Raw genomic sequence first — 23,606 nt, 5'->3', positions numbered from 1 at the left:
GTGTATTTTTGCCAGATGGTGTAGCTATTTTATACGCTTTCGCGAAAGCGTACTTATGCTAACACAACGATCAAAGATAAAAATAATTATTCGATACGATTACTTCTATGAAATCTCAAGAAATCCGCGCCAAATTCTTAGCATTTTTTGAATCAAAAAAACACAGCATAGTGCAATCTGCACCTATGGTGTTAAAAGACGATCCTACCTTAATGTTTACCAATGCAGGGATGGTGCCCTTTAAAGAATATTTTTTGGGGAATGGAGTTCCAAAAAACACACGCCTTACCGATACGCAAAAATGTTTGCGTGTCTCCGGAAAACACAACGATCTTGAAGAAGTAGGAAAAGACACCTACCATCATACCATGTTTGAGATGTTAGGGAATTGGAGTTTTGGAGATTACTTCAAAAAAGACGCCATTGATTGGGCTTGGGAATTATTAACCGAAGAGTTTAAAATAGATAAAAAAAGTCTTTACGTGACTGTCTTTGAAGGAGATGAAGAAGATAAGCTAGACCGTGATCAAGAGGCATATAATTTATGGAAAAATCATATCTCAGAAGACAGAATTCTTAACGGAAATAAAAAAGATAATTTCTGGGAGATGGGAGCGCAAGGACCTTGTGGTCCGTGTAGTGAGATTCATGTGGACATCCGATCTGAAGAAGAGAAAAAAGCAGTAGATGGTAAAACATTAGTAAACCAAGATCACCCCTTAGTGATAGAGATTTGGAACTTGGTCTTTATGCAGTATAATCGATTAGCCGATGGATCTTTAGAAAAATTACCTGCACAACACGTAGACACAGGAATGGGCTTTGAGCGCTTATGTATGGTATTGCAAGGCGTACAATCCAATTATGATACTGATGTATTTACGCCATTAATGCGAGAGATAGAAACCATTACTTCCTCCAAATGCGGACATCAAGAAGAGGTCGATATTGCGGTGCGTGTGGTTGCAGATCACCTCAGAGCGGTTGCCTTTTCTATAGCTGATGGTCAGTTGCCAAGTAATACAGGCGCTGGCTATGTGATACGGCGTATCTTACGTAGAGCCATCCGTTACGGGTTTACATTTTTAAATACCAAAGAACCTTTTATCTATAAGTTGGTCAATACGCTCGTCAAGCAAATGGGAGAAGCATTTCCAGAATTAAAACGAGAAAAAAATCTGATTATTAACGTGATCCGAGAAGAAGAACAATCCTTCTTACGTACCCTTGATCAAGGACTTGTTTTGTTAGATACCGTGATTGCAAATGCAAAAGGTGATACCATTTCTGGAGAAAAAGCTTTTGAGTTATATGATACCTACGGTTTTCCAAAAGACTTAACAGCACTTATTCTTAGCGAAAAAGGATTACACCTTGACGAAGAAGGTTTCAATACAGAATTACAAAAACAGAAAGATCGTTCCAGAGCAGCGGCAAAGGTTGAGACAGGAGATTGGACAATTTTAATAGAAGATTCAGAAGAAGAGTTTATAGGATATGATACCTTAGAAGCTGCTGTGAAAATTACACGATATCGTAAAACAGAAAGCGAAAAAGATGGAGAGTTATACCAATTAGTATTTAACCTAACGCCTTTTTATCCAGAAGGCGGAGGACAAGTTGGTGATAAAGGATATCTGGAAGTACCCAATGGTGAAGTCGTTTATATTGTAGATACCAAGAAAGAGAATAACCTGATTATTCACTTAGCAAAAAACCTTCCTCGATCTACCGATGGAACGTTTAAAGCTATTGTGGATGAGAAGCAACGTTTCCGTACATCTGCAAACCATACAGCAACTCATTTGTTGCATCAAGCACTTCGTAAGGTGTTAGGAACGCACGTAGAGCAAAAAGGAAGTATGGTGCATAGCCGTAATCTTCGTTTTGATTTCTCTCACTTTTCTAAAGTAACTTCAGAAGAATTAAAGGAAGTAGAGAATTTTGTAAATGCCCGCATTCGCGAAAGCTTACCATTAGACGAACAACGAGGCATTGCCTATGATCAAGCCATCAAGGAAGGAGCAATTGCCCTTTTTGGAGAAAAGTATGGAGATGCGGTACGCGCCATTCGTTTCGGAAAATCGATGGAGCTTTGTGGAGGAACACATGTGAATAATACAGGAAGTATTTGGCATTTTAAAATCACATCAGAAGGTGCGGTTGCTTCTGGAATACGTCGCATTGAAGCCATTACCAATGATGCTGCCAAAGAATACTTCACCACAGAAACCGAAGCATATAATAACGTAAAAGCCACGCTTAAAAACGCCCAAGACCCTGTCAAAGCCATTACTAACTTGATGGATGAAAATGCAGCCCTTAAAAAGCAAGTAGAAGCATTGATCAAAGAGAAAGCACAAAATTTAAGTGGTGATCTTAAGAATGAGTTTATCCTTATCGATGATGGGAAAATCCCAATACAGTTTCTAGCTAAAAAAGTCGATTTGGATGCAGGAGCGATTAAAGATTTAGCTTTTGATCTTGGGAAAGGTATGTCTACAGCATTTATCCTTTTTGGAACAGAACAAGATGGAAAAGCCTTATTAAGCTGTTACATCTCAAAAGAACTCGTTGCGAGTAAAAATCTAAATGCAGGACAAGTAGTGCGCGAACTAGGAAAACACATCCAAGGCGGCGGCGGCGGACAGCCTTTCTTTGCCACAGCAGGTGGTAAGAATCCAGCAGGAATTGATGCTGCGTTGGAAGCGGCTAAGGATTTTTTGAGTTAAGAAAGAATATAGATCGTTCGCTTGCGCTCTCTTTTAGAATATAGAAAAGTATTTGCGTACTAAATACCGTAAAAATAAAAGCTCCTTCCCTTTTCAGGGGAAGGTGGATTTTTATTTGCCCATGAAGGCAAATGAAAAGACGGAAGGGGTTATGATAATAAAATTTTTAATTTATTCTTATGAATCTACAAACCAACATCCCATTACAACCCGCATCCAACCCATTTGGATATGAAAACAAGTTGGTGTTACTAGGATCTTGTTTTGCAGAAAATATAGGAGAAAAACTAACCTATAGCAAATTTCAATCTGTCGTAAATCCTTATGGAATTCTTTTCCATCCCTTGGCAATAGAACGTGTGTTGCAAGATGCCTGTCGTGATGAGAATTATGGAGAAGAAACCATTTTTGAATTAGAAGGCGTTTGGAAATCATTTATAGCGCATAGCCGATTAAACAGTCACACAAAAGGCGCTATGATCGATACCCTTATAGAAGTACAAAGCCAACTCAAAAAAGCGTTGAAAGAAGCTTCTCATATTTTTATTACACTAGGTACTGCTTGGGTATATCAACACAAAGAAACAGGCATTGCGGTAGCAAACTGTCATAAAGTTCCTCAAAAACAATTTATAAAGGGCTTGTTACCTATCGAAGAGATTACAGCGAGTCTCACTCGACAATGTACCATCATCAGGCATCTCAATCCTAAGGCTCAGATTACCTTTACCGTCTCTCCTGTACGACATCTTAAAGATGGTTTTGTAGAAAATACACGAAGTAAAGCGCATTTGATTTCGGCAGTACACGAAGTATGTATTACCCAGAAAACGTATTATTTCCCCGCCTATGAACTCATGATGGATGAGTTACGAGACTATCGATTTTATGCTTCAGATATGCTACATCCTAGCCAACAGGCGATAGATTATATCTGGGAAAAATTTTTGGAGGTCTATGCTGGAGTTTATACTGAGCCTAGTCGAAGTACGAAAGCAAAAACAACGCTTAAAGAAGTTCAAGCGATTCAACAAGGATTAACCCATCGTCCTTTTCATCCAGAAAGTAAGCAACACAGAGAATTTCTTGGAAAACTTGAAAAACGTATAGTAGCGCTACAAAAAGAATATCCACATATTACGTTTGATTAGAATACGGCAATTGCCTTATAGGTTGAAACTCCTTGTTTCTAGATATTTGACTATAAATAAAAACTAAAAATTCAATCATGAAAACAATTAAAAAAATGATGATGGCTTTTATAGCGATCAGTATGGTAGCAGTAATCTCTTGTAAAAGCGATGACGATGGTGGCGATAGTGGAAATGCAAGCTCAGGAACCGTCACAGCTAGTGTAGATGGAGAAAGTTATCAGTCAGATGCTTTAGGAACCTCTGTTACTATTGTGGAAGCCGGAGGCGGAATGACTTTATTAATAACATCTAATGAATTTTCATCGAGTCGCAACATTACCTTGAGTATCTCTAGCGGATTTGATGGGGAAGGAACTTATTCCATAGGAGGAGACAATAGTGTTTTTGTTATTGGACAATATATTGAGGCAAATGCTAGCAACCCTACTGCGACCCAAATATGGGTAGCTCCTTTTGATGAAAGCCAACAGGGAGAAATTAATATCACTTCCTTTACAGATAGTACTATAGAAGGTACTTTTAACTTTACAGGTAGAAATGAAGACCAGTCTACAAGAACAGTTACAAATGGCTCTTTTAATCTAGACTATTAATAAAAGACTATTTTGCAAAGTCTGAAAGACGTACCCAAAATAGTTAGTTGAACTAATCCTTTTTACTACTAATAAATGCGATTAGATCATACTAAAAAAGTGACTTCCACCGAAGTCACTTTTTTATTGAATTTTTATTGAAATAAATACAGTAGCTTCGCGCTATTAAGTAAAACTTAGATATGCGTAAAGTACTATATGGAGTTGGTATGCTCTTTATTATTTTATTGAGTTTCCGTTACTGTGAATTCAAAGACGATGAGAGCGCAATAATACAAGAACATTCGGCACTCATTGAGAAAACCCTTAAGAATGTAGGGAAGCTAGTCGTAACCGAAGGCGAATATGCAGAGGTGTTTACCTACGAAGATTCCAAAAAGTTTTATGTAGATATTCTCACAGCGACCAAAAAAGCATTAGTGGTAGCAAATGCCAAAGCAACGGTTTCTTATGACCTCAGTAAAATAGAAACGCGTATAGACCCAGCGGTAAAAACCGTGTATATTACAAATATTCCAGAACCTGAGTTAACCATTAATCCTAACCTAGAATATTACGACATACAACAAGATTTATTAAACCCTTTTGGTGCCGAAGATTATAATGTAATTAAAGCGAGAGTTATGAAAACCCTCAAAGAAAAAATAGAAGTATCAAGTCTATACACGAATGCAGAAAATAGATTGATTACAGAATTACATAAAATCTATATTTTGACCAATTCGCTTGGGTGGACGTTGCAATATGACGCAAAATCCATTACCAGTATCACAGATTTTGACACACTACTCGATTAATTTTTTAATAGATTTATTCCGTTTTCTATAAGATGCGCGATTTCAGGGCGTTTTTCTTTTAATGTGATAAGATGATCTAATACCGCTTTCGCGAAACTGGTGCCAAGCGTAGTTGAAGTAATGTTTGGAGTATGACTAGAAGTAGAAGAATCAGCGCTATATACAAGTTCGTAAATCTCCAAAGAAAGTAACCAGTCATTCGGATAATGAGTTTTTACATTCTCAAAAATAACAGCTAAATTTTCTGCAGAAATCTCGTTGCGCTCTCGCATATCACGTATCTCTTTGTAAAGCGTCAGAAGATTTTTTTCAATATCAGAAAGTGTATGTTTGATAGTGGTAGAGCTCACGACGTGTTCTTTTAATTTAAAAGAAAGATAATCGGCAGCACCTGCAAAAGCAGATAAAATCTCCTGTCCTAATGCCATATCAAAATCACCCATATCTGGCGAAAACAACACCTCTTCCTTATATGTAACAGTACAATTTGTAAATTGAATAAGCATTAGTTTTCCATTGAGATTACGCATTCCAGTGACGTTAAGACCATCTACGGTAATGCCACTTTCAAACTCAAAAGAAATAGGTTTTCCATCATAAAAATGATACGCTTGCAAATCACGAGGACCCATATTTTCAATAGAAAGATTAATCCCTTTTAACTTCCCAAGCGGAGATCTAAAACCATTGCGATGCCTCAATGTCCCGTGACCGATGAGTTCTTTTTCGCGATACGCAAGTGCCGTCTCTCCTTGGGTTTCAAAATAAATCACTTCGTTATCTTCATTTTGAATCATTCGCGTAAAAATCCCACTTATTTGTAACCCAGTGCTTAACTCAATCGTCCCAATTTGTTTGGAATCAATCAGTTTTTTAAGTCCGCGCCATCCGCCTTTACGAACTGCCATCGTATTCGCAAACTCTTCTAATATTTTCATGAGATACGCAAAATCTGGTGTGACATATAACTGCGGTTGCGGTTTTGTAATATCAAATTCCTGATAAATCGCATCTATGGAATACGGTAACTTTTTAACCTGATCGGTCATACACCAAGCACTTTCTCCTATAGAAGAAAGCAATCCAGCACCATAAATTTTAGGATTTTCTACAGTGCCTATCAATCCATATTCAACCGTCCACCAATGCAAGTTGCGGATCAAAGCAATTTCAGAAGGACTTATTTTTTTGTTTTGTAATTCTTGTATATGTTCTTCTGCTTTTTGTATGGTGTCAAGATAGGCTTCTTGCTCAGGAGTAAGTATTCCCTTTCCTTTTGGGAGGGGATTAGGGGGAGGGCTTTCTTTTAAAATAGACAATTTGCGTACCGCCTCATACATTTCCATATCATGTGCACTAGAAATGGCTTTGGCGCCTATCTCTCCAAAACGTCTCAGATATTCAGCATAATCAGGGCTTGCAATAATGGGTGCATGTCCAGCGCCTTCATGAATAATATCAGGAGCAGGCGTGTATTCTATGTTTTCCAATTGGCGTATGTCACTCGCAATCACGAGGACTTTATACGCTTGAAATTCCATAAATGCATTCGGAGGTATAAACCCATCTACTGCTACAGCCGCCCATCCTATTTCTTTAAGGATGCGATTCATCCCATACATAGACGGAATATGATCTATGGAGATTCCAGTTTGTTTGAGTCCGTCTAAGTAACTTTCGTGTGCGACCTTTCCTAGATAATCTACATTTTTACGCATAACATACCGCCACACCGCCTGATTAATAGGGGTGTATTCCTCATAATTCTGAGGTTTGATATATTGCCTTAAATGCGGTGGTAAACGATCCAGCAATGGATTTGACTCAACAGGAATATTCATATAACACAAAATTAAAGACTTTAACGGGAATTTTCATCATACTTCTGATGATTTAAAATGTGGTTTTATCAAAAAGACATACTGCTAAGAGGTGTGGGGTTTTTTATGCTTTCGCGAAAGCGTATAAAGCATCCATAGAATTACAATGAAAACTAGACGTAGTCATTATACGTCAACTGCCCTATTGAATGCCTTACTTGTTTTACGGAGTTTTGGTATGTAAAAATCAAAAACCATTTCTTAGTATGAAAACACGTATAAAACAATTCGCACTCATAGTGCTTTTAGGGCTACCTTTTTCGAGTATCGCTCAAAAGGCAGAAACACCAGATTACCGATATGATGTAGGTGCAAATATTAATGATATGACGATTGCTATTTCTGGTAATATGATTGTAGCGACCAATGATGGGCTTGTAGGAATCAAGCCAGGAAGCAACGAACTCCTTTTTAATTTTACAGACTATGGGCGTGTAAAACCTGAAGAAATCACGTATGTACCTGCATCTCCTTATCTTATTGTAGATCAACAGGGACTTGCAGGAATCACCAGTAAAAAAGCAGTGATAGATCACGTGACAGGTGAGGTTATTTTCAGTACAGAAAAGAATGGATGGAAAACGGTTTGGGGAGCTGAGGTGAAAATGCCTCAAAATAAGTTGGTGGTTAACGGTTTCCGTAAAGGCGGAGAAAAATTTGAGAGTGTAACACCTCTTGTAGCAGTATATGATCTGGCTACAGGAAAAGAAGACTTTTCGTTTTTTCTTTTGGAACCAGGTAAAGTGACTGCAAAGTATTTTGCGGTCTCTGGACAAACCTTATTACTTAAAGACAAGTTGATCGTTCCTACCTCACAAGGGATGATTTGCAAATCTAAAAGTGGAGAAACACTTTGGGAGAATAAAACCAAAAATATCCAATGGATGACAGCAAGTGATACTGAAAAAGATATCTACGGATTTATTACAAATGATGCAAAAAGTAATACAAAAATCTATAAAATAGGAGAAGACGGGTCAGAGCTATGGGCAGACAATGCAAAGGTACAAGGGGTTATTTCTAACTTCCAGATCTTACCACAAGGGCTTGCCGTTGTAAGTGATAAAGATACCGCAGGCAAAAGTGTATTAGCGGGTCGTTCTGAGTCTAAAATAGCTTTATTAAGTGCAACAAGCGGAGAAGATCTTTGGGATAAAGCACCAAAGACAAAAGGATTTGTACAGCACTTTTATGTAATGGATGACGGAATCTTATTTGGCGTATATAGCGGGGGAATTAATAAAGTATCTTTTGACGGACAGCCATTATTTAAAAAACCTTTAAAGACAGGAGAAAATATCCTGACGATGGCAGAAACTGAAAACGGGCTGATTTATATCACTTCTGAAGATGCAAATATTGTCAATTTAGATACCGGAGAACAAGTATGGAAAAAACCATTGAAGTATAAAAAAGCATCAGCAGTCAGTTCTACCTATGACAGTAAAAATAACAGATATCTCATTAGTGCAGATGATGAACTACTAGCCATCGATGCTACCACAAACGATGTTGCGACACTTGCCAAATCAAAATTTGAAGGAAAGGAAGATCCTACACACGTAGAAATGCGTGATGGAGGTATTTTACTCACTAGCGATCAGAACTTGTCTTTACTAGAATGGGAAGGCGGAGAACAATGGCATGCGTATCATAAAGCACCTGGGAAAAGTCTTGCAGGAAAACTTATAGCTGGTGCTATGGCTGTAGCCTCTACAGCAGCCATGGTCTCTATGAGTTATGAAGCAGGAATGAATAAAAACCAATTAGGCCAATACAATCAACGAGGAAGAGATGCAGATCGTGCAGCAACCATGTTTGCAGAAATTTCTACGATTTCTTTTAATGAATTATCAAAGCGATTTAAAGCAACAGCAGCCACTCAAAACTCACAATTTATCTTGACAAATTTAGATAGTGGAGCAGGCTTAGTGAAGATTAATAAAGATTCTGGAAATATGGAAAAACAAATCTTATTAAAGGACAAAAAACCAGAATATCAGGTTGACGAGTGGGCTGGAATTTTATATTACAAAGCAGATAACAATTCTATATTTGCGTATGATTTAACCAAATAAAGGTCTCAATGTGTTGCCGTTTTTACGCTAGCCGAGGATACCCTAAAAATCATTCTCGACTTTTTAAAAAGAACAAAAATTATTTAATGTTATTTCCATCAGGAAATACGTATACAAGTTGGGGGACATGTATATGAGTAAAAGGCTGTGTCAAAGCAGCCTTTTATATATTATAATACAGTGAGTAACTGGTATAAATACTTAAAAAATGCTCAAAGATATTTTATATCCTAATAAAGGGAATCTGTTTATCTGGATCAATGCTGGATATCTTATCTTATTGATGAGTATTGGTTTTGTTCCACCCATTACTGTTGTATTTGCATACTTTTTAGAAAGTATCGTTGTCGGGCTTCTTAATATAGTAAAAATGACAATCACCACGCTCTTTGGGCGTACACAGAAAGCAGACAACCATCCAAGTATAGCACACTTTCAAACTATATTTTTTGCCATTCATTATGGAGGGTTTGTGGCGATCCAAAGTATTTTTGCGTTTGTGTTATTTGAAATGGATCAAACAAGTGTGATCACCAATAGTTTGGATCTTATGGGGAACTATTTGAAAGTGCTACATTTTGATGGTATGGGCTGGGTCATGATGTCTATCATTGCACAAAACGTAGGATATTTTATTAATAACTTTATCATCAAAGAGAAATATCATCAGTATAGAGCAGCAGACTTAATGATGAAGCCCTATGTGCGCATCTTTGTGCAACAGTTTGTGGTAATTATCGCGGCATTTTTTGTAATTTTTTATGAGGCGGGCATCATGGCTGCAATATTATTAATCTTGTTTAGAACCTGCATAGACCTTATGATCGTAGCCTTTAAAGAAGATGCGAGATTGACAGATCTGGTAGCGCATTTGATTAAAAAAGATGAACAAGATGTAGAGGAAGTACGACAACAATTACAGCAACTCACAGAATAGGGAGTAGGAGGTATACGCTCCTGTCTGCCAGCAGGCAGGTTTGCGAAAGCGTGTAAAGAATGATGCCTCTCGTTTATGCTGAATCTATTAGAAATATAACAAATCATGATATCAATACTCATTTTAATTGTAACATTCAGTATAGGGTTTATACTCTTTTTTGTTGTTAGAAAACGTGGTCAAAAAGATTTCAGAAAACATCAAGAGCAACTTGCTTTGTATGCTGAAGAATTCCAAGTACACAAAAAACAAATAAAAAAACGGATGATGTCTCTAAATAAATATGACTTATTAACATACAACCTCTCTGAATCTCTTATGGTTCAGCATCAAATAAAATTGTAAATTATGACATGTTCAATATGTAAGAGTAATGCACTTTTGTTATATTTCATTGATAAATAAGCTGTTTATGAAAACCTTTAGGTGGTTACTTATTTCGTTCATTCTCTCCAATTGTACATTTGTTCAACTGAAGGCTCAGAATACAGAAAGAGAAATTGATAGTTTGAGTCGTGTCGCTCAGCAAGCTCCAGATTCTTTGAAGTATGATATTTACAATAGAATGGGGTTTTACTATATTTTTAATAATCGCAAACGGGCAGACTCTATTCTTAAAAGTGCGATCAAAAGTTCAAAAGCGATAAATTATAAATATGGTACTGTTTTACTGACCAATACCTACGGAATTAGTTTTGACGTAAATAGAGAGTACGATTCTGCTTTTTATTACTTTGAAAAAGCGCGTACACTTTCTAAAGAATATAATTTTAAAGTCTTGGAGACTCGCTCCCTCAATAATTTAGGAATGAATGCTTGGGGACAAGACCAATTGAATGAGGCACAAGCATTCTTTTTTGAAGCGTTAACAATCACCAAAGAGTACTTTCCTGAAAAACGAACAGATGTATATCTAAGTAATATTGGATTGATTTATCAAGAGTTAGAGCAGGCTGAAAAGGCATTAAACTATCATAAGCAAGCCCTTGAAGAACGCATCAAACGGAACCTTAAAACACAACAGATTATTTCATATAATAATATAGGAATTACCTACAGATTAAAACAAGAGTATGAAAAAGCAATAGAAGCCTTTGACCGTGGGCTTCAGATTGCCGAAGAATTTAAATTTTACACGGAGTATCAGCGACTCTTTATTAGTAAAGCGGATGCCCAAATAAGTATGGGTAATTATTCTGAAGCTATTACCTCTTATGAAAATGCAAAAAAAGGACCACCTGACAATAATATAGATATTAGAACTTATTTTGAAGCTATAAGTGGTCTTAGTTACGCCTATTTCTTAGTGAATAATGACCAAAAAGCACGAGAAAATCTCGAAGAAGGATTTGAACTGCTAAAGGAATACCCTTCTTTTGGAGATTCGGCACAGTTTTTCTATAAAACGGCTAGTTCTATATATCTAGCAGAAGGAGATAAAGTGCAAGGAAGTCGTTTTATAGATTCGTTACAAGCGGTACTTAAAAGAAAGTTTTCTCAGGAAAATGCTCGTGCCATAGCCCTTTCTGAAACACGCTTTAAAACCGTAGAAAAAGAAGTCGCTCTTGCTAAAACTAGAGCTTCTCTCGCAGAGCGTGAACTTGAAATAAAGCAACGGAATTATATTATTTACGGTGTTATTGGATTAGCGATTCTATTAGCATTAGTAGGATATCTATTTTATAAGCAGCAACGTTTAAAAAATGCACAGCTTAAAAAAGAAAGTAAACTTAAAGAAGCGCTTTCAAAAATTGAAACTCAAAACCATTTACAAGAACAACGTCTTCGGATCTCTAGAGATTTACATGATAATATAGGAAGTCATCTTACTTTTATTATATCATCACTAGATAATCTAAAATATGGATTAAAAGATGCAGATAGTATGGTAAAAACAAAACTAGGCGAAGTAGGTGCTTTTACAAAAAACACTATCAATGAATTGCGAGATACCATTTGGGCAATGAATAAAGAAAGCATCACTCTTGAAGACATAGAAGCCCGTATTGCAAATCTCTTAGAACAAGCAAGAACAGCCTGTCCTGAAATACTATTTTCATTTAATTTTCAAAAAGATATTGATAGAAACCAATTTGTAACTTCTGTAGAAGGAGTCACGATCTATAGAATCATTCAAGAAGCTATCAACAATGCGATCAAGTATGCAAAAGCAGCTCATATCGAAGTGTCTCTGTCTAAAGACCAAAATAAGTTGTTAGCACGCGTTAAAGACGATGGTAAAGGATTTGACATCCATAACCCTGATATTGGAAACGGCTTGTTAAATATGAAAAAGAGAGCTAAAGATATTGCAGCTTTATATACCATTGATTCTGAAGAAAATGAAGGGACATCAGTAAGCGTTGCGCTTGATCTGAAATCATAATACGCCAATTGCCGTATAGGTTACAGTTGATTTCCGAGTATCTTTAGTGAAGTAAACATAGAACCCTTAGGAGGAGCAGGATGTTTCGGACAATTTACCTTACAATAAAATAGTATCTTTAAAAATATGAAGATAAAAGTAGCCATCGTAGATGACAATAGCTTTCTAGCCAAAGCAGTCAAAGAAAAACTCTCGTTTTTTGAAGACATTGACATTAAGTGGATGGCTATGGACGGAAGTCAAGCACTGAGTAAACTAGAAGACAACCATAACCTGCAAGTGATTTTAATGGATATAGAAATGCCTGTACTCAATGGTATAGAAACCACGCAGATTGTCAAGCAAAAATATCCGCATATTAAGATCATTATGCTGACCGTATTTGACAATGATGAGAATATCTTCAAATCTATTCAAGCAGGTGCCGACGGGTATTTACTTAAAGAAGTCACGCCAGATGTGTTGTACAGCGGGATCAAAGAAACCCTAGATGGAGGTGCCGCCATGAATCCATCTATCGCGATGAAAACGTTGAAACTTCTTCGAAATCCCATCACTATTGAAAATGATACCGATAGAGAAGAAATCAGTCTTTCCAAAAGAGAAGTCGAAGTATTAGAACAACTCTCCAAAGGATTGAGCTATAAAATTATAGCCGATCATCTATTTCTCTCACCAAGTACCGTACGTAAACATATCGAAAACATTTACAAAAAACTACAAGTACACTCCAAGATTGAGGCAGTCCAAAAAGCCAAAAAGCATAACCTTATTTAAATCTCCCTAGACCTCGAAGGGGGTGGGGACTCTTACTCTTGATGTTTACGATGCTTATAATACTACTAGATAGAAGCGCAAAAAATAGAGTAGCACTCTAAAATAGAGTATTGCTCTATTTTGCATTCTAATGAATAAAACACACCCTTAAACCCTTCTTTATAGAGGGGAAATACTCAATTCAAAAACAATATTGCTTTACAGTAGACTTTTTTTTAAAAACTTACCGACTCCCGACTAAAAGCTACCAGCTACATTATACGTCAACTGCCGTATTTCAAAAATCTCCCAATAAATGCAATTTTATGATGTAAAAAACAATACATGATGAGAACGCTTATTTTATTACTACTCTTTGTGAGTACACATATCATTGCACAAGATTATCCAATGGGAATGAATTGGGATGAGCAGTCCTACCGAAGCATTCCCTACAAAGCACAATTTACTGCTAGTACCTATGATAACTTACCTGCATCCTACTCGCTAGAAGAGTTTACACCCATACCTGGCAATCAAGGACAATACGGAACCTGTGTCGCGTATGCCGCAGCCTATGGACTACGTACCACCATGCTTGCCAAAGACTTTAACCTTACCGATAAGCAACAAATTACCAGCTATGCATTATCACCCTCCTTTGTGTACGAACAAATTAAAAACGAAGACGACCCAAATTGTCAAAAAGGAGCCAATCCTAAACTCGGGATGGAAGCCCTTAAAATAGTAGGCGCGCCATTATTAAAAAACTTTCCATACCAATGCGGCGCCACCATCACCACAGACGCCCAATTGGAAGCTATTGACTATCGGATTCGTGACTATCAAACCCTATTCTTTTATGACGAGCAAGATCCAGGGGTACGTGTCAATGCCACTAAAAAAGCATTGAGCGAAGGCTACCCCGTACTCATCGGAATGAAACTTCCGGAAAGCTTTTTTAAAGCTCAAAAAGTATGGCGATCTATTCCTTCAGACAAAGGAACCCTTGCTAAAAAGCATGGATATCACGCGATGGTTGCTGTAGGGTATGATGATAATTTTGAAGGAGGCGCCATTAGAGTACTCAATAGTTGGAGCACCCAATGGGGAGACGGAGGTTATATTTGGGTACCTTATAAAGAATATGATGAGTGGTGCTTGGGCGCTTTACAGCCCTACAGCTATCACAAGAAAAAAGAAGACCCGTCACCAGACCCAGATAATACCCCAGATGAAGAACCTATCGCACAAAAACTTCCAGAAGGAAACCTAAGATTTGAACTCAATACAGGCGAAGATTTAGAGGTGCGCCGTACTTCAACTAGAAATTTGGTGGTAGAAGACGACGTGAAGGAAGGAGAAGAACTCGTTGCCTACAAAGGCTCCAAAGGCTATCCATCAGGAACGCGTTTTCGTTTCTATCTGGAAAACGTAAATGAAGGTTATATCTATGCTTTTGCCACAGATAAAACACAAAAGATTAATAAAATATTACCTTACAGTGATGGGATGTCGCCACTTATTGGCGCTAACTCAACCATTGCATTTCCAAGCGAAAAGAAAGTGATTCGCATGGATAATACACCTGGATCTGATTATTTGTTGATTCTTTTTAGTCAGCAGAAATTAAATGAAGCACAACTTCTTAACGTCATGCAAAATACCACAGGCGGATTGACGGCAAAAATCAAGGCAGCTTTAGGTAATAAATTAATCGATAAGAACAAGATTTTATATAGTTCGGCAACCCCAGGATTCAAAGTAAAAGAAGGTGCTTCGGGCTATGTCGTTCCATTAATGGTAGAATTAACACACTTGTAAAATGAGAGATTCTAAGAAAACAAACAAGGAGGTTGTATACGCTTTCGCGAAAGCGTACTCCTGCATAATACCTTTAGCGATCTTTTTTTTGTTTACAGCGACAGGAACTGCTCAAAAATCTCTAACTCCTATTGTGCCTTCGCATCATAGTTCGAGTGTATATAAAATTATAACCAGCACAGACGATCAATATGCGGCAACGTTAGGTAGCGATGGAAGAGTGAAATTATGGGCTACAAAGTCAAAAAAAATACTAACCGATATTGCACTGCCAGCCGCTACCGATGGATTCTTTACAGCAGATACTAAATACTTAGGCATACGGATAGGAACTTTGCTACAACTCTATAGTTTGCCTTCGTTAGAACTGGTTTCTACTTTCGCAAATGTAGAGGGTTCGTGTGCTTCGGTAGAAGGCTCAGGCTTTTACTACTCAGAATATAAATATGATGCAACTTCGTGGCGTATTTATTATCAAAAATCACCCAAAGCCATTCCGAAAGTAGTTTATGAGGAAGCTATAGTAACTAAAAGTAATACAGAAATAGTTGCTTTTGCAAGATGGATGAGCCCATCGCCAGATGGAAAAAAACTAATGTTCACGCATTATAATCGCAAAACCTATATTCTTGATCTTGCAACTCAAGAACTCACAAATCCTATGCAACATGGGTATGCTTTTTTACCTAATGGAGAGATCCTATCCATCGCTAGAGAAACGACAAAAGAGTTTGAGTTTTTTGCTACAAATCTTAAAGGGAAAACACAGTGGAAGAAAAAAGTAACATTAGATCAAGTAAAGTCAGATCTTGAACGTTTATACGCTGTTTCTGCTCAAGAAAAAACCATTTACTTCCCCACAGAAAGCGGACTTTTTACCATAGAGTATGAAAAGGGTAAAGAGCGTTTTTACCCAGAATGGGGGAATGTATCAACGATAGGAGTGACAAGCAAGGAGTTGTGGGGAAGTAATGGAAAACAGTTTGGGATTGCGACGGCACCTCTTAAAAAACCAGCTCGATTTACCTCCATAGGATTTAGAAACCTTGTAAAGCCAGAGATGCTAACGGCGAGTGGTAGTGCGCTTACTTTTTTTGCAGGTAGTTTTACTTCTAAAGATCCCAAAATCGCAACAATTACTCCAAGAGGAATTCGTACTAGGGAAATAAGCTTTCCCGTAGATGTAGTAGGGGCTACTTTTGGCACTAAAGGCAATCTTTTTGCAACCTCGCTTCAAAGTGAAGATGCCCTTCGTTTATATGATTTAAAGAAAGAAGAATTTTATGACTATACAAATGCGGTAGATTATAATGATCGCATCGCAGTAAGCGAAGACGGGAGTGTACTTGTACATAGAGGAAGAGAGCAGCTAGGTTTTTACAACGTGAAAACAACTCAAAAAATCCTTAAAATACCTAAGGATGCTATAAATGATTACAACGCACAACACCCTATTGCGATAAGCCCAGATAATAGCTGGGCAGTCGTTATGATTAGAGTAAAGGAGAAAGGCACTATATATAACCATAATCATCTAGCCATGTTTGACCTTACCACTGGGAAACAAGTATGGATTAAGAAATATGAAGGAATTTCAGGGGTGTATGCTGTTTCTAATAATGAGTTTGTCACATTATCTACTTTTGGATTGAAGGTTGACTTTTTTAATGCTAAGACAGGTACGTTACGAGTGCGCAACTATATTCCTGGGGCAATTAATAGTGATATTAATGATATGAATGTTGCTAAAAATCTTGTCGCTACGGTTCAGGTAAATGATAATCGTATTTATGTAGGCGATATCCATAAAAGTCAGTTATTACATACATTTAAAGGACACGAATCTAAGATTCTCCACGTGCAATTTATTGGAGAAGACTTTCTTCTTAGTGCAGGAGCTGCAAACGAATTGATATTGTGGGATCTTACCACAGGAAAACGCGCAGGTAATATCTATCTTTTTGAAGGAAGCAAGGATTGGGCTTTTGTAACACCCCAAGGGCATTTTGATGGATCTCAAGAAGCTCTAAAAATGATGTATTACGTAAATGGGAACGCTATTTTACCTTTAGAACAGCTGTATGAAGGGTACTATATTCCTAATTTACTCGCCTCAGTAATTGCGCATCAAGAAATCGGAAAAACAGAGATAGATGTAGACAACCTTAAAACCGCTCCCTCTATTACGATAGCATTTCAGGAAGGTACGCGTAATCTAATTGTCGAAGATGATATACAACCAGAAGCAATTAAAACTCAAAAAGAAACAGCTAAGCTTATCCTCAAAGCCATCGCGCCAGAAGACAAAATTGTAGAAATACGATTATATCACAATGATAAACGATTGACAGACAAAACACGTAACCTTACGGTGGAAGATGCTATCAAAGATGGAGCTATGGAGAAGACCTTTGATATTCAATTATTACCAGGGAAGAATATATTTAAAGCAGTAGCTGTAAATAGTCAAAAAACAGAGAGCCCGCCTACGCTTTTGGAGGTAACGTATGATGGAGCAAAGGAGCTTCCCATTTCTCGGGGTATTGTGCTTCATACCCTTATTATAGGAATTAATGAGTATAAAAATGGGAAGTATAATCTCAACTATGCCAAAGCAGATGCAACCAGTTTTCAAGAAGAAATAGCAAAAGGAATGACAGGGCTTACAAAATCTCAAAATGCTATTTTTATTAAGGATACAGATGCAACCAAAGAAAATATCGCTGCTGCACTTGAGAAAATCGCGAAAGAGTCGCAACCGCAAGATATTTTTGTGTTTTACTATGCAGGTCATGGTGTCATGAATGCTGAGAAGGAATTTTATATTGTGCCTACCGATGTCACACAGCTTTATGGAAATGATGCATCACTCGCACAAAAAGGGATTTCTGCTACCTTTCTCAAAGATTTGGCAACAAATATTGCTGCCCAAAAGCAACTTTATATTCTGGATGCATGCCAAAGTGCAGGAGCTCTTAATACTGTAGCATCTAGAGGTGCCGCCGAAGAAAAAGCCATTGCACAACTCGCTCGGAGCACAGGAACACATTGGCTAACCGCTTCTGGAAGTGAGCAATTCGCTACCGAGTTCTCAGAATTAGGGCATGGTGTATTTACCTATGCACTTTTGGAAGCCCTTTCCGGAAAAGCCGATAGTGGTGATAAACGCGTCACTGTAAATGAAATCAAAGCCTACATCGAATCCCGAGTACCCGAAATTTCAGAGAAGTATAAAGGGAGTCCGCAGTATCCATCTAGTTTTGGATTTGGGCAAGATTTTCCAGTCTCAATTTCAAATTAAAATAGGATTTATAACGCATAGATTAGGGATTGTTTTAGGGCAGTTTCTGATCTATGTTTGATGTTAGGATTACTAGATAAAGTGTATATTGCAGGCTATGAAACTGAGTACGCTTTCGCGAAAGCAAGAAATATACAGAACCGCTGCCAAGCTTTTTAAAGAAAAAGGATATAGTGCTGTAACCATGCGTGATCTCGCGGCGGCAGTGGGGATTAAAGCAGCGAGTTTGTACAATCATATTACTTCAAAACAACAAATCCTTTCTGAAATCATACTCGATATTGCCACCCAATTTACACAAGGTATTGATGCGATTGCAAGCCAAGAAACCGATACGATTACAAAACTAAAAGCGGTCATCTCACAACACATTACACTCACGGCTGACAATCCGTATGGGATGGCAGCGCTCAATAATGACTGGATGCATTTAGAGGGAAAACTAGATCGCTATTTAGACCTCCGTAATCGGTACGAAAAGAAATTTAGAGGTATTATTTTAGAAGGAAAAGAATCAGGAGAATTAAAAGAAGTAAATACAGAAATCTTAGTCTATTCTATTCTCACGACCTTGCGTAATCTTTATCTCTGGATCCCTAAGAAAGCAGAACTCAAAAAAGATGAATTGATTGAAGGACTGTGCGTTACCTTGCTTCAAGGGGTTGAACGTTAAAGAATTGTGAGTTTTTTGGAAATCTAACTAACAATCGTTAGTTTTGTAGTAACTAAATACGATAATGGCACAATTTCATACCATACGAGTGAAGGATATTTACAAAGAAACTTCAGATTGCTCTGTAGTGACGTTTGATATTCCAGAAAATCTTTACCATATTTTTGATTTTCAGCAAGGGCAACACCTTACGCTCAAAGCACTCATCAACGGACAAGATGTTCGTAGATCCTATAGTTTGTGTTCCAGCCCTGTAGAGAAAGAGTGGAAGGTCGCTGTGAAGCAAATCCCAGGCGGATTGTTCTCTACGTATGTAAATGAGCAATTACAAACAGGCGATAAGATCGAGATCATGGAACCTAGCGGAAAATTTGGCGTTCCTATTTCAAAAGAAGAAACTAAGAATTACGTGGTTTTTGCCGCAGGAAGCGGAATCACACCCATTTTATCGATTATAAAAACCCATTTGGCATTAGAGCCCAATGCAACTTTCAAATTATTCTATCTGAATAGAACCGTAAAATCCATTATCTTTAAGGAAGCGATAGAACAGTTGCGTAATCAATACTTTGGAAGATTAGAGATTTTCTATTTCTTAACCAAAGAACAACGAGATATTGAGTTGTTTAATGGACGCTTTAGCAGCGAAAAATTACAAACACTCACCAAAACATTAATTCCTGTAGATACTACCGATGAAGTATTTATTTGCGGCCCAGAGGAAATGATATTTTTAATTCGTGATGAATTAATTGCCGCAGGATTAGAAAAAGAAAAAGTCCATTATGAGTTATTTGTTACAGGACTTTCTGAAGAAGATAAACAACGTACCGCAAGACTCGCCGAACAAAAAGTAGAAGGGATAGAGGTCACGATTGTAGACGGAGGAAAAGACTTCCACTTCACGATGACCGATGAATATGATACTATTCTGGATGCAGCTTTAGGCGCTGGTGCAGATTTACCGTTTGCCTGTAAAGGAGGTGTTTGTAGTACCTGTAAATGTAAAGTAGAAGAAGGAAGTGTTGAAATGAAAGTCAATTACGCATTAGAAGAAGATGAGGTGGCTCAAAACTTTGTACTAAGTTGTCAAGCAGTTCCAACTTCAGAAACTGTAAAAGTAAATTTTGATGTTTAGAACTAAGTTGGTTCAAACATGTTTATATTCTCTCCCTCTGGGAGAGATGCCCAAAGGGCAGAGAGGGTTTTCACGAAGGTGGGAATTTCTCAAGAATAAAAAAAGAAGTATAATTTAATAGATACCCGCCTGCGCGGGCATAAATTATGAGTGAAAAAGAAGTAAAAAACCTAGAAGAAATTTTTGAAGCACGCATTGCTCGTGATGAAAAAATTGAACCCAAAGATTGGATGCCAGAAAAGTATCGCAAGACACACATCCGACAGATCAGTCAGCATGCACATTCTGAAATTGTTGGGATGTTGCCAGAAGGAAACTGGATTTCCAGAGCGCCTTCTTTGCGTCGTAAAGTAGCCTTATTGGCAAAAGTGCAAGACGAGGCAGGACATGGATTGTATTTGTATTCTGCTTGTGAAACTTTAGGTATTTCTCGTAATGAATTGTATGAACAATTACATTCTGGAAAAGCAAAATATTCTTCGATCTTTAATTATCCAACCGTTACGTGGGCAGATATGGGAGCGATCGGATGGCTCGTAGATGGTGCTGCAATTATAAATCAAGTGCCATTGTGTAGTACGTCTTATGGTCCGTACGCACGTGCGATGGTGAGAGTTTGTAAAGAGGAAAGTTTCCACCAGCGTCAAGGGTTTGAGATTATGCTTAAACTCGCTAATGGAACTCCAGAACAAAAAGAGATGGCACAAGATGCCTTGAATAGATGGTGGTGGCCATCACTTATGATGCTAGGTCCTACCGATGCAGAATCCGTACACACTGAGCAGTCGATGAAATGGAAACTCAAACGTAAAACCAACGATGAGTTACGCCAACAGTTTATAGATCAAACTGTCCCACAAGCAGATTTATTAGGACTTACGATCCCAGATCCAGATTTAAAATGGAATGAGGAGACAGGTCATTATGATTTTGGAAACATCAATTGGGATGAATTCTGGCAAGTAGTGAAAGGACATGGACCTTGCAACAAAGAGCGTATGAACGCTCGAGTAGGTGCTTGGAAAAGAGGAGCATGGGTGCGTGATGCTGCCATGGCGTATGCAGAGAAGAAGGAGGCGCGCAAAAAAGTATCGAAAGCAAGTTAAATAAGATGACGTAAGACGTAGCCTTCGGCTTGACTTAAGACTAAGACTAAATGTATATCAAATGTGTCCTACGTCTTATGTCTTAAAGCAAAGCTGTTTTACCTCAATATTCACAATATTAAAAGTTAAAGACAATGTCCGATAAAAAGAATTGGCCCCTTTGGGAAATCTTCGTGAGAAGTAAAAACGGATTAGAACATAGACACTTTGGTAGCCTCCATGCATCAGATGCAGAGATGGCTTTAGAAAATGCACGGGATGTGTACACCCGCAGAAGTGAAGGTGTAAGTATTTGGGTGGTAGAAAGTAGTCATATTACTGCCAGTAATCCTGAGCATAATGGAGAATTGTTCGAGCCCGCAGCAGATAAAGTATATCGTCACCCTACGTTTTATGATTTACCAGATGAGGTAAAGCATATGTAGCTTCCCTCACCCCAACCCTCTCCCAAAGGGAGAAGGAGTAATATTTAATTTATGACAAACAATAGTACAACAGATCAAAGCTCTCTCCCTTTGGGAGAGATGTCCGAAGGACAGAGAGGGAACTTACATAACTACATTCTCGGTATCGCCGATAACAGTCTTATTTTAGGGCAGCGTTTGGGAGAACTCTGTGGTCATGGACCGAGTTTAGAGACAGATATTGCAGGAACAAACATATCGCTAGACCTTTTTGGGCAGGTGCGAAGTTATTTTCAATATGCAGCACAGGTTTCTGGAGATGATACTGTTACAGAAGATACATTGGCTTTTATGCGAATCGAAAGAGAGTATAAAAATGTATTACTGGTAGAACAACCCAATACTGATTTTGGATACACGATTGTGCGTCAGTTTCTTTTTGATGCGTATCACTTATTATTTTTGAGGGAACTAGAAAAAAGCACCGACGAAACGCTTTCGGCTATTGCTAAAAAATCAATAAAAGAAGTGAGTTATCACTGGCGCTTTTCATCAGATTGGATCAGAAGATTAGGCGACGGAACCTCTGAAAGTCATGAGCGTGTACAAGAAGCGGTCACTGATTTATGGATGTACACGGACGAACTTTTTCATCAAACCGAAGCAGATCAAGCTATGATTGCAGAAGGGATTGGGGTAGATACCTCTAAATTGAAGGATATCTATTACAAAATGATTTCAGATGTATTGGAAGAAGCAACGTTAGAGATTCCAGTAGGTAAATACTTCCATAAAGGAGGAAAACAAGGAATTCATTCAGAACACATGGGATATATTCTTTCTGATATGCAATATATGCAACGTACGTTTCCTAATATGGAATGGTAAACTAAATATTCAATAAATAATTTTTAATACTCAATTTTCAATAAAGAAATTGTATGAAAAAATTTGATTTAGAAGATAGGTTAATTGATTTTTAGTTCAATGTATTAAGCTATATGTGAATGTTGATAAGAATTATACAATAGATCATCTTTCAAAACAATTAATCAGATCCTCTACGGCAACAGCACTTAATTATGGAGAAGTACAAGGAGCTGAGTCTAGTAAAGATTTTATTCATAAAATGAGTATTGTTTTAAAGGAATTGAAAGAGTCTCGCGTGAATTTAAAAATACAAATACGAAGTAATTTATTTAAAAATACAGACATAGTAGTTAAAACTTTCAAGGAGTGTGAAGAATTGGTCGCTATATTTTCAAAAAGTATCCAAACTGCTAGATCAAAGAAATAATGATCTATTAGAAATTGAACATTTAACATTGATTATTGAAAATTGAGTATTATTCAAAACATACAACCTCATTTACTCTCCATTTTGGAATCTGTTTCAGATCCAGAAATACCTGTGCTTTCTATTATGGATATGGGCGTGGTTCGGGAAGCCATCGAAACTGATGGTATTGTTCAGGTAAAGATTACACCGACCTACTCGGGATGTCCAGCAATGGATGTAATTGGAGATGATATTGTGTCCGCTTTCGCGAAAGCGGGTAAAAAAGCAAAAATCACCTTAGTATTAAGCCCCGCGTGGACCACCGATTGGATCACGCCACGAGGTCGAAAAGCGCTTGAAGACTACGGAATCGCGGCACCTTTATCCCCAGAAGCAGATAAGGATGCATTGTTAGGAGGAAAGAAAATTGTAAAATGCACCAACTGCGGATCGACAGAAACCCACTTGGTCAGTCAGTTTGGATCTACGGCATGTAAAGCATTATTTAAATGCGATACCTGTCAAGAACCTTTTGACTATTTTAAATGCTTGAAATAATTCCCGCGTA

Annotated in this window: 19 protein-coding genes; 18 read left to right on the top strand and 1 reads right to left on the bottom strand. The window is 37.7% G+C overall.

The window, feature by feature from the left end; all coding sequences use genetic code 11:
- Positions 1–107 precede the first annotated feature (107 nt).
- The 4 genes from alaS to Q0505_RS16590 all read left to right on the top strand — a co-directional run bounded on the left by alaS (position 108) and on the right by Q0505_RS16590 (position 5,276).
- Complete coding sequence (gene alaS / locus Q0505_RS16605; RefSeq protein WP_299215303.1) at positions 108–2,732, top strand: alanine--tRNA ligase; 2,625 nt, start codon at positions 108–110, stop codon at positions 2,730–2,732.
- A gap of 179 nt (positions 2,733–2,911) precedes the next feature.
- A complete protein-coding gene (locus Q0505_RS16600; protein ID WP_299215301.1) occupies positions 2,912–3,883 on the top strand; it encodes a GSCFA domain-containing protein in 972 nt (323 codons plus the stop codon).
- Positions 3,884–3,960: 77 nt separating this feature from the next.
- Positions 3,961–4,479: a DUF6252 family protein gene (locus Q0505_RS16595; protein ID WP_299215299.1), complete on the top strand. Its 519-nt coding sequence runs from the start codon at positions 3,961–3,963 to the stop codon at positions 4,477–4,479.
- 182 nt (positions 4,480–4,661) lie between these two features.
- The gene (locus Q0505_RS16590; protein WP_299215297.1) at positions 4,662–5,276 is read left to right on the top strand and encodes a DUF4230 domain-containing protein; all 615 of its coding nucleotides are present in this window, start codon (positions 4,662–4,664) and stop codon (positions 5,274–5,276) included.
- Here Q0505_RS16590 and Q0505_RS16585 read toward each other — a convergent pair.
- Positions 5,273–7,117 (bottom strand): aromatic amino acid hydroxylase, encoded by a 1,845-nt coding sequence (locus Q0505_RS16585; protein ID WP_299215295.1) that lies wholly within the window; start codon positions 7,115–7,117, stop codon positions 5,273–5,275. The genes Q0505_RS16590 and Q0505_RS16585 overlap by 4 nt on opposite strands.
- Before the next feature lie 245 nt (positions 7,118–7,362).
- Between Q0505_RS16585 and Q0505_RS16580 the strand changes: the two genes are divergently transcribed.
- From Q0505_RS16580 to paaD, 14 genes are all read left to right on the top strand, one after another.
- Complete coding sequence (locus Q0505_RS16580; RefSeq protein WP_299215293.1) at positions 7,363–9,234, top strand: PQQ-binding-like beta-propeller repeat protein; 1,872 nt, start codon at positions 7,363–7,365, stop codon at positions 9,232–9,234.
- A 208-nt stretch (positions 9,235–9,442) separates the two neighbouring features.
- Positions 9,443–10,171, top strand: a complete 729-nt coding sequence (locus Q0505_RS16575) for a DUF6498-containing protein (protein ID WP_299215291.1) — start codon at positions 9,443–9,445, stop codon at positions 10,169–10,171.
- Positions 10,172–10,276: 105 nt separating this feature from the next.
- Positions 10,277–10,516 carry a hypothetical protein gene (locus Q0505_RS16570; protein WP_299215289.1) on the top strand — a complete coding sequence of 80 codons (240 nt, stop codon included), beginning with the start codon at positions 10,277–10,279 and terminating at the stop codon, positions 10,514–10,516.
- Positions 10,517–10,583: 67 nt separating this feature from the next.
- On the top strand, positions 10,584–12,557 hold the full coding sequence (locus tag Q0505_RS16565) for a sensor histidine kinase (protein WP_299215287.1): 1,974 nt from the start codon (positions 10,584–10,586) through the stop codon (positions 12,555–12,557).
- 126 nt (positions 12,558–12,683) lie between these two features.
- Positions 12,684–13,334: a response regulator transcription factor gene (locus Q0505_RS16560; protein WP_299215285.1), complete on the top strand. Its 651-nt coding sequence runs from the start codon at positions 12,684–12,686 to the stop codon at positions 13,332–13,334.
- Between the two features lie 327 nt (positions 13,335–13,661).
- Positions 13,662–15,137 carry a C1 family peptidase gene (locus tag Q0505_RS16555; protein ID WP_299215283.1) on the top strand — a complete coding sequence of 492 codons (1,476 nt, stop codon included), beginning with the start codon at positions 13,662–13,664 and terminating at the stop codon, positions 15,135–15,137.
- A 1-nt stretch (position 15,138) separates the two neighbouring features.
- Positions 15,139–18,438 (top strand): caspase family protein, encoded by a 3,300-nt coding sequence (locus Q0505_RS16550; protein WP_299215281.1) that lies wholly within the window; start codon positions 15,139–15,141, stop codon positions 18,436–18,438.
- Positions 18,439–18,535: 97 nt separating this feature from the next.
- Positions 18,536–19,111, top strand: a complete 576-nt coding sequence (locus tag Q0505_RS16545) for a TetR/AcrR family transcriptional regulator (protein ID WP_299215279.1) — start codon at positions 18,536–18,538, stop codon at positions 19,109–19,111.
- A gap of 64 nt (positions 19,112–19,175) precedes the next feature.
- Complete coding sequence (gene paaE, locus Q0505_RS16540) at positions 19,176–20,249, top strand: 1,2-phenylacetyl-CoA epoxidase subunit PaaE (RefSeq protein WP_299215277.1); 1,074 nt, start codon at positions 19,176–19,178, stop codon at positions 20,247–20,249.
- Between the two features lie 146 nt (positions 20,250–20,395).
- Positions 20,396–21,355 carry a 1,2-phenylacetyl-CoA epoxidase subunit PaaA gene (paaA, locus tag Q0505_RS16535; RefSeq protein WP_299215275.1) on the top strand — a complete coding sequence of 320 codons (960 nt, stop codon included), beginning with the start codon at positions 20,396–20,398 and terminating at the stop codon, positions 21,353–21,355.
- 134 nt (positions 21,356–21,489) lie between these two features.
- The gene (gene paaB, locus Q0505_RS16530; RefSeq protein ID WP_299215273.1) at positions 21,490–21,780 is read left to right on the top strand and encodes a 1,2-phenylacetyl-CoA epoxidase subunit PaaB; all 291 of its coding nucleotides are present in this window, start codon (positions 21,490–21,492) and stop codon (positions 21,778–21,780) included.
- Positions 21,781–21,879: 99 nt separating this feature from the next.
- Positions 21,880–22,647: a 1,2-phenylacetyl-CoA epoxidase subunit PaaC gene (paaC, locus tag Q0505_RS16525; RefSeq protein ID WP_299215342.1), complete on the top strand. Its 768-nt coding sequence runs from the start codon at positions 21,880–21,882 to the stop codon at positions 22,645–22,647.
- 115 nt (positions 22,648–22,762) lie between these two features.
- Entirely contained in the window at positions 22,763–23,056 is a 294-nt protein-coding gene (locus tag Q0505_RS16520) for a four helix bundle protein (RefSeq protein WP_299215271.1), read from the top strand.
- 42 nt (positions 23,057–23,098) lie between these two features.
- Positions 23,099–23,596: a 1,2-phenylacetyl-CoA epoxidase subunit PaaD gene (paaD, locus tag Q0505_RS16515; protein WP_299215269.1), complete on the top strand. Its 498-nt coding sequence runs from the start codon at positions 23,099–23,101 to the stop codon at positions 23,594–23,596.
- Positions 23,597–23,606 lie beyond the last annotated feature (10 nt).

The organism is uncultured Dokdonia sp. (genome assembly GCF_937910895.1).
Classification (GTDB): Bacteria; Bacteroidota; Bacteroidia; order Flavobacteriales; family Flavobacteriaceae; genus Dokdonia.
This window is presented reverse-complemented; position numbering and strand designations above follow the sequence as displayed.

Coding starts and splice junctions, on each gene's coding strand:
- alaS (WP_299215303.1), top strand. CDS start 108: ATGAAATCTCAAGAAATCCGCGCCAAATTCTTAGCATTTTTTGAATCA.
- Q0505_RS16600 (WP_299215301.1), top strand. CDS start 2,912: ATGAATCTACAAACCAACATCCCATTACAACCCGCATCCAACCCATTT.
- Q0505_RS16595 (WP_299215299.1), top strand. CDS start 3,961: ATGAAAACAATTAAAAAAATGATGATGGCTTTTATAGCGATCAGTATG.
- Q0505_RS16590 (WP_299215297.1), top strand. CDS start 4,662: ATGCGTAAAGTACTATATGGAGTTGGTATGCTCTTTATTATTTTATTG.
- Q0505_RS16585 (WP_299215295.1), bottom strand. CDS start 7,117: ATGAATATTCCTGTTGAGTCAAATCCATTGCTGGATCGTTTACCACCG.
- Q0505_RS16580 (WP_299215293.1), top strand. CDS start 7,363: ATGAAAACACGTATAAAACAATTCGCACTCATAGTGCTTTTAGGGCTA.
- Q0505_RS16575 (WP_299215291.1), top strand. CDS start 9,443: ATGCTCAAAGATATTTTATATCCTAATAAAGGGAATCTGTTTATCTGG.
- Q0505_RS16570 (WP_299215289.1), top strand. CDS start 10,277: ATGATATCAATACTCATTTTAATTGTAACATTCAGTATAGGGTTTATA.
- Q0505_RS16565 (WP_299215287.1), top strand. CDS start 10,584: ATGAAAACCTTTAGGTGGTTACTTATTTCGTTCATTCTCTCCAATTGT.
- Q0505_RS16560 (WP_299215285.1), top strand. CDS start 12,684: ATGAAGATAAAAGTAGCCATCGTAGATGACAATAGCTTTCTAGCCAAA.
- Q0505_RS16555 (WP_299215283.1), top strand. CDS start 13,662: ATGAGAACGCTTATTTTATTACTACTCTTTGTGAGTACACATATCATT.
- Q0505_RS16550 (WP_299215281.1), top strand. CDS start 15,139: ATGAGAGATTCTAAGAAAACAAACAAGGAGGTTGTATACGCTTTCGCG.
- Q0505_RS16545 (WP_299215279.1), top strand. CDS start 18,536: ATGAAACTGAGTACGCTTTCGCGAAAGCAAGAAATATACAGAACCGCT.
- paaE (WP_299215277.1), top strand. CDS start 19,176: ATGGCACAATTTCATACCATACGAGTGAAGGATATTTACAAAGAAACT.
- paaA (WP_299215275.1), top strand. CDS start 20,396: ATGAGTGAAAAAGAAGTAAAAAACCTAGAAGAAATTTTTGAAGCACGC.
- paaB (WP_299215273.1), top strand. CDS start 21,490: ATGTCCGATAAAAAGAATTGGCCCCTTTGGGAAATCTTCGTGAGAAGT.
- paaC (WP_299215342.1), top strand. CDS start 21,880: ATGTCCGAAGGACAGAGAGGGAACTTACATAACTACATTCTCGGTATC.